Here is a 14903-nt window from a genome sequence, read left to right as displayed (position 1 = left end):
AATGTTTTACTACAGAGATTTCGAAATAGTTTGAATAGTTTCGATTGCGCGCTTAGCGTACTCTGCATATCGCTCTTGTTTGTTTTTAATACGAACACCAAGATCTTTCAACAAACCAAAATTCGCATTCATTGGCTGGAAGCTTTTCTTGTTTGTCGATGTGATGTAATAAGCCATGCTGCCGATCGCTGTTTCCTCAGGAAGTGTCACAAGCTCTTCTCCTTTGACAAAACGAGCGGCGTTAATTCCAGCCACTAGTCCGGACGCTGCGGACTCGACATAGCCTTCAACGCCTGTCATTTGTCCGGCAAAGAATAGATCTTCTCTATTTTTAAACTGGTACGTTGGTTTTAAAAGACTTGGTGAGTTAATGAAAGTATTGCGGTGCATCACGCCATAACGAACAATTTCTGCTTCTTCAAGACCTGGAATCAAGCGGAATACTTCCTTTTGGTCGCCCCACTTCAGATGTGTCTGGAAGCCAACGATGTTATATAAAGTACCTGCTGCATCATCTTGTCTTAATTGAACTACAGCGTAAGGTCTTTTTCCTGTTTTCGGATCTTCAAGTCCTACTGGCTTCATCGGACCAAACAACATCGTTTTCTTTCCTCTTTTCGCCATGACTTCAATTGGCATACAACCTTCAAAGAAGATTTCTTTTTCAAACTCTTTTAATGGAACTGTTTCAGCAGAAATAAGCGCCTCATAAAAACGGTCGAATTCTTCTTCTGTCATTGGACAGTTTAAATAAGCGGCTTCTCCTTTATCATAACGAGATTTCAAGTACACCTTATCCATATCAATGCTATCTTTCTCTAGGATAGGTGCCGCTGCATCGTAAAAGTACAGATACTCTTCTCCAGTTAACGATTTTAATTCTTTTGAAAGTGCTTCAGATGTAAGCGGGCCTGTTGCAATAATTGTTGGGCCTTCTGGAATGCTTTGTACTTCTTCTTGAAAAACTGTCACATTCGGGTGATTTTTGACTCGATCAGTAACGTTTGCTGCAAATTCATGACGATCTACTGCAAGCGCTCCGCCAGCAGGCACTGAGCTTTCATCTGCTGCTGCGATAATCGCTGAATCTAAATGACGCATTTCTTCCTTTAATACACCGACCGCATTTGTCAAAGCGTTGGCACGCAGTGAATTACTGCATACAAGCTCTGCAAATTTATCTGTGTGGTGAGCTGGTGTTTGTTTGACAGGTCTCATTTCATATAAGTTGACTTTAATTCCGCGTTTAGCAATTTGCCATGCCGCTTCACTTCCAGCTAAACCTGCTCCGATCACATTTACAAATTGACTCATTGTACAACTCTCCTATTTCGTAAGTTCTGTTTGATGACATAAAAAAGCAGGTGAACAAGGTTGCCCACCGCTATTTTTGTTGTTCCTCTTTATAATCACAGTTCACACATTGAACTTGCATGCCTTTTTTCAGCTTTTTCTCTACAAGCATATTTTCGCATTTTGGACACTTTCTTTCAATCGGTTTGTCCCAAGAGACGAATTCGCACTCCGGGAAACGATCACAGCCATAAAAAATGCGGCGCTTCTTAGATTTACGTTCAACAATGTTTCCTTCATGACATGTTGGGCATTTCACACCGATGTCTTTCACAATTGGTTTTGTGTTGCGGCAATCAGGAAAGTTAGAGCAAGCCATAAACTTACCGTATCGACCCATTTTGTACACCATCGGATGTCCACACTCTTCACAGTCAACTCCGGCGTATTCAGGCTCAATTTCAACTTCTTGCATTTCTGCTTCTGCTTTTTCGACCCGTTTTGCAAAGTCTTGATAGAAGCTGTCGATAATGCGAACCCATTCAATCGTACCTTCTTCAACGCTATCAAGTTCTTTTTCCATTTTCGCCGTGAATTCCACGTTAATGATTTCAGGGAAGAATTCAATGATTAAGTTGAGAACAATTTCCCCAAGCTCTGTTGGGATAAACCGTTTATTATCAAGTGCGACATAGCCACGCTTTTGAATCGTATCTAATGTTGGTGCATACGTAGACGGACGGCCTATACCTAGCTCTTCAAGTGTTTTGACAAGTCTTGCCTCAGTGTAGCGCGGAGGCGGCTGCGTGAAGTGCTGTTCAGGTTCAATATCTTTAGAAAGAACCGTATCACCTTCTTTAAGATCAGGCAACATTTTGTCCTTTTCTTCTAGCTGGTCGTCTTTCCCTTCTACATATACCTTCATGAATCCAGGGAATTTCACTTTGCTTCCGTTAGCACGGAATGTAAGTCCGTTATTATCAAGATCCACACTCATTGTATCAAGAACAGCCGGCGCCATTTGGCTTGCCACGAATCGTTCCCAAATCAATTTATACAAACGAAGCTGATCTCGGCTTAAGACATGTTTGACATCTGCTGGTTTTCTTAGCGTAGATGTCGGTCTGATGGCTTCGTGAGCATCTTGTGCATTTTCATTCTTTTTAGCGGTTCGTTTTGTTGTATTTAAGAAATTCTTACCGTACGTCTGATCAATGAAAGCAGATACTTCTTCAATTGCCGTATTGGAAATACGAGTTGAGTCTGTTCTCATGTATGTAATGAGTCCGACTGTACCTTCTTTACCAAGATCAATTCCTTCATATAATTGCTGCGCAATCATCATCGTCTTTTTCGCACGGAAGTTTAATTTTCTTGCAGCCTCTTGCTGTAAAGTAGATGTTGTAAACGGAACAGCTGGGTTGCGTTTACGCTCTTTTTTCGTCACTTTCTCTACGGAAAATTTGCTCCCTTTTAGTTTAGAAAGGATTTCTTTTACATCTTCTTTTGTTTTCAGTGGATGCTTTTTGCCATTAACGCCAAAGAAGCTCGCTTCGAAGCTTTCTTTTCCTTTTAGGAATGTACCGTCAATTGTCCAGTATTCTTCTGGTTTAAATTCATTGATTTCATTCTCGCGATCAATGATCAGGCGGAGTGCAACTGATTGAACACGACCGGCACTTAAGCCCTTTTTCACTTTCTTCCATAAAATCGGACTAATTTTATACCCAACGAGACGATCTAAGATCCGTCTTGCCTGCTGTGCATCAACTAAATCCATATTGATCATACGTGGATGCTTAAAGGAATCCTTAATAGCATCTTTTGTAATCTCATTAAAGACAACGCGGCAGTCAGAAGAGAGGTCAAGGTCAAGGCTATGCGCTAAATGCCAAGCAATCGCTTCTCCCTCTCTATCGGGGTCAGCTGCGAGATAGACTTTCTTTGCTTTTTTCGCAGCTGTTTTCAATTCTTTTAATACGGGGCCTTTCCCGCGAATCGTAATATACCTCGGTTCGAAGTCATGCTCAGTGTCAACACCAAGCTGACTTTTCGGTAAATCTCTTATGTGTCCCATTGAAGCCTTTACTTTATACTTTTTACCTAAATAACGCTCAATCGTTTTCGCCTTGGCTGGCGACTCAACGATGACTAAATAATCAGCCATACTCAAAATCCCCCTTAAGAGGTGTTCTCTCTTTATACATTTCACAATTCATATTTATGTTAATTGCACCTATCTAACAGGCAATCATTAAAAATTCTTTATGATGAACATCATTATAAACACGAAAAACAAAGTGTAAACTTAAATCCTCACTATTATTAAATATTCCTATGTCTTTTGTCAAACGATATTTTTATGAGAGTTCAGTATATTGAACACTGCGGAAGGAGAATTCCTCTAAAATATCCTTCGTTGAATGAACAAGCTTAGCTCCCTGCTGTATAAGTCTGGCTGGACCTGTAGAATTAGGATCAAAGATTGATCCTGCAACGGCAAATACCTCTTTGCCTTGCTCAAGTGCTTGATAGGCAGTAATGAGTGAACCGCTCTTTTCTTTGCACTGAATCACGATGGTTCCACTTGTGAGCGCACTAATTAAACGATTCCTCAAAGGAAAATGCCACTTTTCTGGCTTGACATAAGGTGGATGCTCAGACAAAAGCAAATGATGCTCGCCCATGTATTCAGCCATTTGCACATGTTCCTTTGGGTATAAGTGCTGAAATCCGCCTGCTATAATACCAATCGTTTTCCCTTTATTTCTTATGCACTCTTTATGTGCAAGTCCATCAATGCCTTTTGCTAAGCCACTGACAATCATCCAATTTTCCTTTACAAGTTCACCAACAATTTTTTTCACACATGCTTCTCCATAAGACGATGGAACTCGTGTGCCTACTACACCTAAACTTTTTTCTTCATTTAAATACGATATGTTTCCTTTTAGGAATAACACAGGGGGAGGATCATAAATATGTTTTAGTGTGTTGGGATACATGGGTGATGTGATGGGAATCATGTGAATGTTTTGCTTTAAATAGGCTTGAACGATGTGTTGAAAAATGGGGAATTCTTTTTCTTCGGCTTGTTTTAGGCGGGTGAAGTCGATTGTTTGTAATGATCGATCCTGTTTGAAATGATGTGTTTCTTCATTTATATATAGCTCAGGATCGACTTTCCACCATTTTGTTAACAAAGAGGGTGAGATGAGGCCTTTTAAGCGGTGAAAAATCATTCTTTCGGACACGTTGTACATACCATTCCTCCTGTTTAAGATAGAAAGAAGAAGACTTGTCAAAGAACAAGTCTTCTTGTGTCATTAATGCGTTTTACAAGCTTCAAAGAGATTCTTCTCTTTTAGTACTTTAATCAATGTTTCTCCCATGACAGATGGTGTCTCTGCCACTTCAATTCCACATTCACGCATTGTTTTTACTTTTTCATCAGCTGTTCCTTTACCACCAGAAATAATGGCACCAGCATGTCCCATGCGTTTTCCTGGAGGCGCCGTTTTACCGCCAATAAAACCAACAACAGGTTTTGTCATATTCGCTTTTACCCATTCAGCTGCTTCTTCTTCAGCCGTACCGCCGATTTCACCGATCATAATGACAGCATGTGTATCAGGGTCTTCATTGAATGCTTTTAATACATCAATAAAGTTTGTCCCATTGACAGGGTCTCCGCCGATTCCTACAGCTGTTGATTGACCAACGCCAGCTTCTGAAAGCTGATGTACCGCTTCATATGTAAGCGTTCCAGAACGAGAAACAACACCCACATGACCTTTTTTATGAATGTAGCCTGGCATGATCCCAATCTTACATTCTTCAGGTGTAATGACGCCTGGGCAGTTAGGGCCAACAAGTCTTGTCTTTTTCCCTTCCATATACCGTTTCACTTTGACCATGTCAAGTACTGGAATATGTTCTGTAATACAAATGACTAGATCGACTTCTGCATCAACAGCCTCTAAAATGGCATCTGCTGCAAATGGTGCTGGTACATAGATAACAGAAGCATTTGCTCCAGTTGTTTGAACGGCTTCAGATACTGTATTAAATACAGGAACTCCTTCTACTTCAGTTCCACCTTTTCCAGGAGTGACACCGCCAACAATATTTGTTCCGTACTCAATCATTTGTTTTGTATGGAACAATGCGGTTGAACCGGTAATCCCCTGAACAATTACTCTCGTATTTTGATTAATAAATACACTCATTTAGGTTCCCTGCCTTTCTGCTCTACTTGACTAAAGATACAATCTTTTCTGCCCCGTCAGCCATAGACTCAGCAGAAGTGATATTTAAGCCTGAATCGCTCAGGATTTTCTTCCCTAATTCAACGTTCGTTCCTTCAAGACGTACAACGAGTGGTAATGTTAAGCCGACTTGTTTCGTCGCTTCAACGACACCTTCTGCAATGACATCACATTTCATGATGCCGCCAAAAATGTTCACGAAAATCCCTTTTACATTTTGATCAGATAAGATGATTTTAAATGCTTCCGTTACTTTTTCAGCTGTTGCACCGCCGCCAACATCCAGGAAGTTTGCAGGGTCCCCGCCGTAATGCTTGATGATATCCATTGTAGACATCGCAAGACCTGCACCATTGACCATACAGCCGATATTTCCATCTAGAGAAATGTAGCTCAGATCATATTTAGATGCTTCAATTTCTTTTGGATCCTCTTCATCAAGGTCACGGTATTCTAATATATCTTTTTGTCTATATAAGGCATTGCTATCAAAGTTTAATTTCGCATCAAGTGCCATGACTTTTCCATCGCCTGTTACAACAAGTGGATTAATCTCAGCAATTGAACAATCTTTTTCAATGAACGCATTGTAAAGACTTGTCATAAACTTAACAGCTTGGCCAACTAATTTTGTTGGAATATTAATTTTAAACGCTACTTCTCTCGCCTGATAGCCTTGCAATCCAATCGCTGGGTCGATGACCACTTTGACGATTTTTTCTGGCGTTTTTTCTGCTACTTCTTCAATTTCAGTACCGCCTTCTTCAGAAGCCATCAATACAATTCTTGATGTCGCTCTGTCCAAAACAAGTCCTACGTAGTACTCCTTTTGGATATCGCAGCCTTCTTCAATAAGTAAGCGTTTTATTTCGCGTCCCTCAGGACCAGTTTGATGTGTGACAAGTGTTTTGCCGAGCAATTCCTCTGCAAACCCTTTCACTTCATCTTTTGTTTTTGCAATTTTTACCCCGCCTGCTTTGCCACGGCCGCCTGCATGAATCTGTGCTTTTACGACATATACAGAGCTTTCTAGCTCTTCTGATGCTTTCACTGCTTCATCAGGTGTAAATGCTACTTTACCATTTGGAACTGAAACCCCATATTTTCTTAGGATTTCTTTTCCTTGGTACTCATGGATATTCATTTCCCATCCTCCCAACATATGTAGAAACAAAAAATATAAAATAGACTGCGCTTTCATTTTAAAGAATAAAAAAGAGAATGTCTAGGGTTCTATGTAAAATCGTAAAATCCTTCTAAACATTCAAACTTTTATTTTATTAAAAATATAAATTTTTCATCCAAATCACTTATTTTACCTTATTTTTTCATTTTTTGATCTAACCTATAGATAAACGAAAATATTTCTGCTACAGTATCGTATAACGCTTCAGGGATCTCCTCATCCAGTGTTAAGTGGCGCATGAGTTCGACTAAATTACGGTCTTCTTGGATAGGAACTCCCGACTTTTTGGCTTCTTCAATAATATTGTCTGCCACATAGCCGCTCCCTGTTGCGACGACTTTTGGCGCCTTTTGTTTTTCTTCATCATAATGTAGAGCGACCGCCCTTCTAAGCGGTTTTGAATCCTTCATACTCGTAAGTCCAGCCCTTTCTCGCTGATTTTATGAAAGTGTTCATCTAGAAAGTGAGACGGATCTACTGGCTCTTGTCTCTTCTTTGCTGTAATCCCTGTAAGGCTATATCCTAAGGCATTTAAATTCTCCCGAACAGCTGGAATCATCGGATTAATGATTCCTTGAAGTTCATGACCAGTTTCAACTGTAATTGACATAACCTTTTGCTGAATCGTACAGTCGATTAATGTTTCCTCGAGGTTTTCCATGTTTAAGTAAAACATGAGCCGACACTGAGAAATATCTATAGACCCATCTTTTTTCTTATGTCCTTTTAGAATAAAGGTTAAATCTTGAACACTATGTTTTGAAAAGAGCGGATAAGAGACCATCATTTGGCTGATGGTTTGATTTTCCTGCTGCACAAATAACTGCCCGTTCAATCTATGAAACAATTGATCGACTTCTTTTTTTACGGGCTCTGGTAAATCAGACTGCCTCACATCATTTAAAACGAGCTTTAATTGGTGAAGCTCCTGATTTTTTACATCCTGACTGCCTTTTTCGAGCAGTTTCAGCATACCGATTTCATCACGTACACCTATTGCCTTTTTCATCGTCATGAGTAAATCGAGCACATCGGTTTTATTGCTTAATACGGGTTCCGTCTGCTGTACCACCTGAGCCAATGCTTTCGCCTCTGTTTTTGAGAGGAACGGAAATTCTTTTTGGAGCACAGTTGCTTTTGCATCCGGCTGAGATCCTGCCTGCTGAAGCCCTTGCAGCAATGACGTGAGCTGTTTTAAGTTAGGCTCTTGCTGCCCATCTGCACCTTGTTTCATCAAACTTGTAAGTATCCGCTCAATTTGCTGAGGCGGGATTTGCAGCTCTTTTGGACTTGTTGATTGCTGCACGTTAGATTGAATAACTTGGGTCGTCTGACGCTCTTGTGCTACTGGGTTCTGACTAGTTTCTTTTGGTTGAGACAGATTAGATTGAGGCACTACAGGTAGATTTCCTCCTTGCTTCGCCGCCCCTTCTCTCGCTGCTAGAAGGAGCGATAAGAGCTTTTCTGCATGGACAGTTGTCTCAGCACCTATAACTGATCGAACGGCTTGTGTAAGGGCCTGTGTGGCGTCTGAGTGCTTCGGGAGCTGTGTTAAGCGTTCTAGCAGCGCTGTCATATCCTGATGGAGAGCAGAGGATGATTTCACGGCTAAAATGGATTGAAGTACTCCTTCCTGAATCGGCAAGTCTTTTTTTAAAGCAAATAGGAGTGACTGGAGACCTTTTTTCACATCAGTTCCTTGAAGCTGTTCGATCCATTTCACTGCCGTTTTTAATTCTGCCTCATTGATGACGGACTTTTCTTTTAAAAAAGCTGTAGCTGTTAAGATGTTTTCAAGTCCGTTTTTCAGAGAGAGACCTTCTAATAATTTAGCAGCTGCATCCTTTAATGTCTTAGGATCTTGGTCAAATTGCTGGACTGGCCTTAGTTTATTGAGGCTGCCTCCACCCTCTTGTTCAAATTGGAACCAATAAAATGCGTCTGCTTTGAGCTGAGCCGCTAGCTGCGCTTTTATTTTTGTTGAGCCTATTTGAACAAGGGCCGTATCATCTCCGAGCATTTTCAGTACTTTACCGAGAATCAACCGATGCACATTTTCCTTTCCTTCGGTGTTTAATGGCACAGCTTCTGCCGTATTCAGCCGGCTATTCAGTGCTGTATGTATATCCTCAACTCTTGTCATCACAGGCAGCCTCCTTAGGTCATAAATTTATGATATAACGGATTTCACCGGCGCAAATGATAATCGATGGATTGGGGCAGCTCCATGTGTTTGAATGGCAGCCAGATGCTCTTTTGTTCCGTACCCTTTATGTTTTTCAAATTGATACTCAGGGTACTGACGCCCGTATTCTTCCATCATCTGATCTCTTGTCACCTTTGCAATACATGCACCTGCTGCGATAGATGCACTTTTTGCGTCTCCTTTGATGATATTCTCCTGGTGAATAGGAAGCGGGAGCGTCATGGCATCTATGAGTAGATAATCAGGTGTATGAGCTAATTGCTCCACTGCTCTCACCATCGCCAGTCTTGATGCCTCGTAAATATTGATTTCATCAATCGTAGCCGCATCAACAATGCCGATTCCGATATCAAGTGCTTCTTTCTGAATCAAGTCATAATATGCCAATCTTTTTTTCTCAGATAATTGTTTTGAGTCGTTTAAACCGAGCAGGACTGTATCGTCCTTTAATATGACAGCTGCTGCGACAACTGGGCCTGCCAGCGGTCCTCTTCCTGCTTCATCTATTCCAGCAATACATGTGTATCCCTGCGCCTTCGCATTGTTTTCAAATTGCAGCATCTCATGCCATGCTGCATGAAGTTGCTGCTGCTTTTCTCTCTCTTTGTGCCACTTCTCTATCAGTTTTTGGACACTTTTTCTCTTGTCATCTTTTACAAGCTCATGAATGTATGACTCGTCTTGCGAATGCTTTTCTATCAATTCTTTTATTTGTTTCACTGTGTACATAGGCTTTTTGTCAGCCTCCTTCTTTATATCGGCAGTTTTCCGCAAAAAATAAAGACCCGCATGAGCTGCGTGTCTTTTAGCTTTCAGGCTTCTCAAAAGTGAGGGGACCAAATTTTTCTGTTCGAATATCCCGAATAATGATTTCGGTGGTTTTGTCGTAATTAATAAATCCACCGCTCATAAGACAGCCGCGCTTTGTACCTATTGCATCAAACAGCTCAGCCGTATCTTCAGGGATGTCTGTTAGGTCATAGCGCTTTTTTAATCTCTCTGGATAGTTTTCTTCTAGAAAACGAAGTCCATACACAGCGACATCCTGTAAGTTAATGATAGAATCTTTGATCGCTCCAGTTACTGCTAGCCTGAGCCCTACTTTCTCATCTTCAAACTTCGGCCAGAGGATTCCAGGTGTATCGAGCAGTTCTAATTCTTTCCCTACCTTCACCCATTGCTGTGAGGTGGTAATACCAGGACGGTCTCCTGTTTTGGCAATGTTCTTTTTCGCTAAACGATTGATTAAGGTCGATTTCCCGACGTTGGGAATTCCGATAATCAGCGCCCGAATTGCACGTGGTTTGACACCTTTGGCTTTCATGCGGTCGAATTTTTCTTTTAAGATTTCTTTTGAAGTTGTGATGATCTGATTTAACCCTTGTCCATCGACAGAGTTAATAGCAAGTGACCGAACGCCTTGCTGCTCAAAGTGCGCCTGCCACTCCTTTGTCACACGAGGATCCGCTTTATCCGCTTTGTTTAATAGCATGATTTTGGGTTTGTTCTGAAGGATTTCTTCGATCATTGGGTTTCTAGAGGACATCGGAATTCTAGCATCGGTTAATTCAAATACGATGTCGATGAGCTTTAATTTTTCTGTGACTTCACGTCTTGCTTTTGCCATATGGCCTGGAAACCATTGAATCGTCATATGTGCACCTTCTCTTCTATCGATTATCTCTATACATTGTACAAAAAAAGAGCCTGTTACAGGTAACAAGCTCTTTCTTTTGATATCATTATCGTCTGATTTCTTTGATACGAGCCGCTTTACCGCGAAGTTCACGTAGGTAGTAAAGTTTCGCACGACGTACCTTACCGTGACGTACAACTTCGATGTTAGCGATTTTTGGTGTGTGTACAGGGAATGTACGCTCAACGCCTACACCGTAAGAAATCTTACGAACTGTGAAAGTTTCGCTGATTCCACCACCACGACGCTTAATTACAACACCTTCAAAGATCTGGATACGCTCACGAGTACCCTCGACAACTTTAACGTGTACACGTAAAGTGTCACCAGGACGGAACGCAGGAAGATCAGTGCGTAATTGTTCTTTTGTGATTTCTTCAATCAATTGTTGCATCGTTTTCAACTCCTTCCAACAGATGCTCATGTCCTCTTTCTTCATTGCAGCGGAACATCGTTTTCAAACTTGAATCGGCAAGCCGTCCAAGTCACAAGTAGTATCATACCATACCTATATGCAGTGTGCAATACAATCTAGTCATTATGAAGCTGCCAAAGCCATCTTTTTTCTTCTTCTGTTAACGTTTTGCAAGAATCGATCAAATCTGGCCGTCTTGTATAAGTTCGCTTCAAAGATTCTTTGCGCCGCCACTCTTCTATTTTGGCATGATTTCCAGAAAGGAGCACATCCGGCACTTTTAGTCCTTTATAATCGGCTGGCCTTGTATAGTGAGGATGCTCTAGCAAACCTGTACTAAATGAATCTTCAATGTGAGACGCTTCTTTTCCAAGCACATGAGGCAAAAGCCTGACCACACTGTCTGCAATCATCATCGCTGGCAGCTCTCCGCCTGTGAGAACGAAATCTCCGATTGAGATTTCATCTGTGACAAGATGCTCCCTGATGCGCTCATCGTAGCCTTCATAATGGCCGCAAATGAACATAAGGTGTTCTTCTTTTGCAAGTTCCTCTGCCTTCTTTTGTGTATATCTTTCTCCTTGAGGACAGACAAGAATAATTCGGGGCTTCTTGCTTGCTTTGTTCGTCAAATCTTCTACCGCATCGAATACGGGCTGAGCTTTCAGTACCATACCAGCACCGCCGCCATACGGATAGTCATCTGTTTTATGCTTATGATCCGAATACTCTCTAAAATTGACAACATTGAATGAGACAGCTTCTTTCTCCTGTGCCTTTTTCAAGATCGATGAGTGGAGCACACCTTCGAACATTTCAGGAAAAAGTGTTAAGAAGTCGATTTTCATTCGTCAATGAGTCCTTCCATCACTTCAATGTGTATGGTTTTAGATGAGATATCGATCTTTTTGACGACAGATGGAATATAAGGAATTAAGGCATCTTTTTTACCTTTTCTTCCGACGACCCAGACATCATTTGCCCCTGGTGTTAAAATCTCTTTGATTTGACCGACAAGCTGATTCTCTTCATCGTATACTTCACAGCCAATGATTTGGTGGAAATAAAACTCTCCTTCATCTAAAGAGCCGAGATGTTCTTTTTCTACTTTTAAGATTGATTCTTTCAATAGCTCTGCGTCATTTAATGAGCTAATTTCTTCAAATGTGAGCAAATCAAACTGTTTATGCTGCCTATGTGATGCAACAGTGACTTTCAGCGGCTCCCCTTGACCTTGTTTAAAGATATAGAGGACGCTTCCTTTTTTGTAACGCTCTTCTGGGAAATCTGTCTTTGACACGACGCGTACTTCTCCGCGTACTCCGTGTGTATTGACAATCTTTCCAACATTCAACCATTCTTGTTCCATGTTCTCAATCACCCCTGACGTATTTCCACAATGGTGCCGTCTTTCACAACGATGACATTATCTTGCATTTTGTCATCCCATTTATCACCTATGTTCACTTCAACCAGCGCATCCACTTCTGTCTCTTTCATTTCACTTCCAAGCGGCAAAATATGCAGCTGCTCTACTTGAAAGTCAATTTGCTGGATTTTCTCCTGCCGTTTATCGATGGCTTTTTGAAATTGAGGGATGGCTTCTTGCTGATGTGGTTCTTTTTCATGTTTTTTCAGTTGAAAATATAGTTGATTGCATTCACGCTCTAGTCTTTCTTTTTTCTCCAAAAAAGTCGTTAACAGTTTGTCCTTACTGCTTTCAGTTAATACTTGCATGACGGTGACATGTTGAATGATCTGCATCTTCCTTTTTGTCCCCCTATCCGAAGGCATTTGTCCTCTACAGTATAACGAAAAATAGATTTAAACGTGTAAAAAAAGGGGAGGTCCTAAGCCCTCTCCCTTTTTAGTCAGCAATCTCAAGTTGAACTTTCTTAGAAGACTCTGCACTTGCTGCAAACATGACTGTTCGTATCGCTTTTGCTGTACGTCCCTGCTTTCCGATCACCTTTCCGGTATCTTCAGCATTGACAGACAGTGTGTAAATCACTTGCTCATCTTTTTCTAATGAAGATACGTGAATATCTTCAGGGAAATCAACAAGTGGCTCGACGATGGACACAATCAATTCTTCCAAGGACAGCTCATTCATTATTTGCTGTTTTTCGCATTATGAAATTTTTCAAGAATTCCTTGGCTTGAGAAAAGGTTGCGAACTGTATCAGATGGTTTCGCACCATTTTGAAGCCATTTAAGAGCTAATTCTTCGTTGATTTTCACCTCAGCTGGTGATAACACTGGATTGTATGTTCCAACTGTTTCGATGAAACGACCGTCACGTGGTGAACGAGAATCTGCTACTACAATACGATAGAAAGGAGATCTTTTTGATCCCATACGTTTTAAACGAATTTTTACTGCCATTTTACTAGCACCTCCGAAAATATTTCAACAAGATAGTATATTAACAATGATAAAAGGGTTTGTAAAGTGTTTTTTCTTAACAACGGTTTTATCATGTATAACCAATTACATAAATGGTAATTTAAAGCCTTTTTTCTTTCCTTTGGACATGTTGGTCATTTGCTTCATCATCTTTTTCATTTCGTCAAATTGCTTTAAAAGGCGATTGACTTCCTGTACAGATGTTCCGCTTCCTTTTGCAATCCGTTTTCTTCGGCTTGCATTGATGACCTCTGGCTGTTCTTTTTCCTCGGTCGTCATTGATTTAATGATCGCTTCGATGTGATTGAGCTGCTTTTCGTCTACTTGGACGTTTTTGAGCCCCTTCATTTTACCGGCTCCCGGCATCATTTGGATCAATTCATCAAGTGGACCCATGTTACGAACTTGGCCAAGCTGCTCGAGGAAATCATCGAGTGTAAAGCTCATGGTCCGCATTTTTTGTTCAAGCTCTTTCGCTTTATCTTGGTCCACGTTTGCCTGTGCTTTTTCAATCAGTGTAAGCACATCTCCCATGCCAAGAATTCTTGATGCCATCCGTTCTGGGTGGAATGGTTCAATCGCGTCAAGCTTTTCACCTAGTGCGGCGAATTTAATCGGCGTATTGGTGACAGCTCGAATGGAAAGGGCTGCACCGCCTCGTGTATCACCGTCTAGTTTCGTTAGAACGACACCTGTTAAACCAAGCTGTTCATTGAAGCTTTTTGCTACATTGACAGCATCTTGACCTGTCATAGAGTCAACAACAAGGAAAATTTCTTCTGGATTCGCTACTTCTTTTACTTTCTGAAGTTCATCCATCAATTCTTCATCAATATGAAGACGTCCTGCTGTATCTAAAATGACATAATCATGGTGTTCTTCTTTCGCTTTTTCGATTGCCTGTTTGGCAATCTCGACAGGACTGACTTGATCACCTAATGAAAACACAGGCATATCAAGCTGTTTCCCAAGCGTTTGAAGCTGCTGGATCGCTGCTGGTCTGTAAATATCTGCAGCCACCATCATCGGTTTGCGATTATGTTTTTTGCGAAGTAAATTAGCAAGCTTCCCAGTTGTGGTGGTTTTACCTGCCCCTTGAAGACCAACCATCATAATGACCGTCGGAGATTTTTTCGCTACAGCGATTTTACTCTCTTCTCCGCCCATTAATTCAGTGAGCTCTTCTTTTACAACTTTAATGACCTGTTGTCCAGGGGTAAGGCTTTTCATGACCTCTTGTCCAACTGCCCGCTCACTTACTTTTTTCACAAAGTCTTTGACTACTTTAAAATTGACGTCAGCTTCAAGAAGGGCAAGGCGAACCTCGCGCATCATTTCTTTTACATCTTGTTCTGACACTTTTCCTTTGCCGCGGATTTTTGAAATCGTCTGCTGCAGTCGGTCGGCTAATCCTTCAAATGCCATACTGTGCC

The 14903-nt window shown here is 41.2% G+C and carries 16 protein-coding genes; all 16 read right to left on the bottom strand.

The genetic code is table 11. The annotated features are described in order from the left end of the window. Window positions 1-9: 9 nt before the first annotated feature. The 16 genes from trmFO to ffh all read right to left on the bottom strand — a co-directional run bounded on the left by trmFO (window position 10) and on the right by ffh (window position 14895). Window positions 10-1314, bottom strand: a complete 1305-nt coding sequence (trmFO, locus tag NKR21_RS08590; RefSeq protein WP_034662383.1) for an FADH(2)-oxidizing methylenetetrahydrofolate--tRNA-(uracil(54)-C(5))-methyltransferase TrmFO — start codon at window positions 1312-1314, stop codon at window positions 10-12. A gap of 70 nt (window positions 1315-1384) precedes the next feature. Beyond that, complete coding sequence (topA, locus tag NKR21_RS08585; protein WP_058014000.1) at window positions 1385-3460, bottom strand: type I DNA topoisomerase; 2076 nt, start codon at window positions 3458-3460, stop codon at window positions 1385-1387. Window positions 3461-3653: 193 nt separating this feature from the next. After that, window positions 3654-4556, bottom strand: a complete 903-nt coding sequence (dprA, locus tag NKR21_RS08580; protein ID WP_119124844.1) for a DNA-processing protein DprA — start codon at window positions 4554-4556, stop codon at window positions 3654-3656. Between the two features lie 63 nt (window positions 4557-4619). Continuing rightward, window positions 4620-5522, bottom strand: a complete 903-nt coding sequence (gene sucD, locus NKR21_RS08575) for a succinate--CoA ligase subunit alpha (protein WP_119124843.1) — start codon at window positions 5520-5522, stop codon at window positions 4620-4622. Window positions 5523-5544: 22 nt separating this feature from the next. Continuing rightward, window positions 5545-6705, bottom strand: coding sequence for an ADP-forming succinate--CoA ligase subunit beta (sucC, locus tag NKR21_RS08570; RefSeq protein ID WP_012009945.1), 1161 nt, complete (start codon window positions 6703-6705; stop codon window positions 5545-5547). Window positions 6706-6881: 176 nt separating this feature from the next. Next, window positions 6882-7157, bottom strand: coding sequence for a FlhB-like flagellar biosynthesis protein (locus NKR21_RS08565; RefSeq protein ID WP_012009944.1), 276 nt, complete (start codon window positions 7155-7157; stop codon window positions 6882-6884). Then, window positions 7154-8890 carry a glycosyltransferase gene (locus tag NKR21_RS08560; RefSeq protein WP_144456014.1) on the bottom strand — a complete coding sequence of 579 codons (1737 nt, stop codon included), beginning with the start codon at window positions 8888-8890 and terminating at the stop codon, window positions 7154-7156. The genes NKR21_RS08565 and NKR21_RS08560 overlap by 4 nt, the downstream gene beginning before the upstream one ends. Before the next feature lie 27 nt (window positions 8891-8917). Continuing rightward, window positions 8918-9682, bottom strand: a complete 765-nt coding sequence (locus tag NKR21_RS08555) for a ribonuclease HII (RefSeq protein ID WP_144456012.1) — start codon at window positions 9680-9682, stop codon at window positions 8918-8920. A 76-nt stretch (window positions 9683-9758) separates the two neighbouring features. Continuing rightward, window positions 9759-10607, bottom strand: coding sequence for a ribosome biogenesis GTPase YlqF (ylqF, locus tag NKR21_RS08550; RefSeq protein ID WP_088001465.1), 849 nt, complete (start codon window positions 10605-10607; stop codon window positions 9759-9761). A gap of 88 nt (window positions 10608-10695) precedes the next feature. Continuing rightward, entirely contained in the window at window positions 10696-11043 is a 348-nt protein-coding gene (gene rplS, locus NKR21_RS08545) for a 50S ribosomal protein L19 (protein WP_012009940.1), read from the bottom strand. Window positions 11044-11180: 137 nt separating this feature from the next. Next, complete coding sequence (gene trmD / locus NKR21_RS08540) at window positions 11181-11912, bottom strand: tRNA (guanosine(37)-N1)-methyltransferase TrmD (RefSeq protein ID WP_144456010.1); 732 nt, start codon at window positions 11910-11912, stop codon at window positions 11181-11183. After that, window positions 11909-12433, bottom strand: coding sequence for a ribosome maturation factor RimM (gene rimM / locus NKR21_RS08535; RefSeq protein ID WP_144456008.1), 525 nt, complete (start codon window positions 12431-12433; stop codon window positions 11909-11911). Before rimM ends, trmD begins: the two co-directional genes overlap by 4 nt. Window positions 12434-12441: 8 nt before the next feature. Then, complete coding sequence (locus tag NKR21_RS08530; protein ID WP_003211186.1) at window positions 12442-12828, bottom strand: YlqD family protein; 387 nt, start codon at window positions 12826-12828, stop codon at window positions 12442-12444. A gap of 103 nt (window positions 12829-12931) precedes the next feature. Next, on the bottom strand, window positions 12932-13177 hold the full coding sequence (locus NKR21_RS08525; RefSeq protein ID WP_012009937.1) for a KH domain-containing protein: 246 nt from the start codon (window positions 13175-13177) through the stop codon (window positions 12932-12934). Further along, entirely contained in the window at window positions 13177-13449 is a 273-nt protein-coding gene (gene rpsP, locus NKR21_RS08520; protein WP_003212139.1) for a 30S ribosomal protein S16, read from the bottom strand. The genes NKR21_RS08525 and rpsP overlap by 1 nt, the downstream gene beginning before the upstream one ends. A gap of 105 nt (window positions 13450-13554) precedes the next feature. Continuing rightward, window positions 13555-14895: a signal recognition particle protein gene (ffh, locus tag NKR21_RS08515; protein WP_041117374.1), complete on the bottom strand. Its 1341-nt coding sequence runs from the start codon at window positions 14893-14895 to the stop codon at window positions 13555-13557. Between the last annotated feature and the right edge of the window lie 8 nt (window positions 14896-14903).

The organism is Bacillus sp. 1735sda2, from assembly GCF_024159245.1.
GTDB classification, from domain to species: domain Bacteria; phylum Bacillota; class Bacilli; order Bacillales; family Bacillaceae; genus Bacillus; species Bacillus pumilus_O.
The sequence above is the reverse complement of the archived record's forward strand: the minus strand, read 5'-3'. Positions and strand labels throughout refer to the sequence as shown.

Bases quoted from the DNA above. Each gene is read 5' to 3' on its own strand.
- NKR21_RS08525 (WP_012009937.1), bottom strand. From the start codon at position 13,177: ATGAATGAGCTGTCCTTGGAAGAATTGATTGTGTCCATCGTCGAGCCA.
- rpsP (WP_003212139.1), bottom strand. From the start codon at position 13,449: ATGGCAGTAAAAATTCGTTTAAAACGTATGGGATCAAAAAGATCTCCT.
- ffh (WP_041117374.1), bottom strand. From the start codon at position 14,895: ATGGCATTTGAAGGATTAGCCGACCGACTGCAGCAGACGATTTCAAAA.
- NKR21_RS08565 (WP_012009944.1), bottom strand. From the start codon at position 7,157: ATGAAGGATTCAAAACCGCTTAGAAGGGCGGTCGCTCTACATTATGAT.
- sucD (WP_119124843.1), bottom strand. From the start codon at position 5,522: ATGAGTGTATTTATTAATCAAAATACGAGAGTAATTGTTCAGGGGATT.
- rplS (WP_012009940.1), bottom strand. From the start codon at position 11,043: ATGCAACAATTGATTGAAGAAATCACAAAAGAACAATTACGCACTGAT.
- NKR21_RS08555 (WP_144456012.1), bottom strand. From the start codon at position 9,682: ATGTACACAGTGAAACAAATAAAAGAATTGATAGAAAAGCATTCGCAA.
- rimM (WP_144456008.1), bottom strand. From the start codon at position 12,433: ATGGAACAAGAATGGTTGAATGTTGGAAAGATTGTCAATACACACGGA.
- ylqF (WP_088001465.1), bottom strand. From the start codon at position 10,607: ATGACGATTCAATGGTTTCCAGGCCATATGGCAAAAGCAAGACGTGAA.
- NKR21_RS08530 (WP_003211186.1), bottom strand. From the start codon at position 12,828: ATGCAGATCATTCAACATGTCACCGTCATGCAAGTATTAACTGAAAGC.
- topA (WP_058014000.1), bottom strand. From the start codon at position 3,460: ATGGCTGATTATTTAGTCATCGTTGAGTCGCCAGCCAAGGCGAAAACG.
- trmD (WP_144456010.1), bottom strand. From the start codon at position 11,912: ATGAAAATCGACTTCTTAACACTTTTTCCTGAAATGTTCGAAGGTGTG.
- trmFO (WP_034662383.1), bottom strand. From the start codon at position 1,314: ATGAGTCAATTTGTAAATGTGATCGGAGCAGGTTTAGCTGGAAGTGAA.
- sucC (WP_012009945.1), bottom strand. From the start codon at position 6,705: ATGAATATCCATGAGTACCAAGGAAAAGAAATCCTAAGAAAATATGGG.
- NKR21_RS08560 (WP_144456014.1), bottom strand. From the start codon at position 8,890: ATGACAAGAGTTGAGGATATACATACAGCACTGAATAGCCGGCTGAAT.
- dprA (WP_119124844.1), bottom strand. From the start codon at position 4,556: ATGTACAACGTGTCCGAAAGAATGATTTTTCACCGCTTAAAAGGCCTC.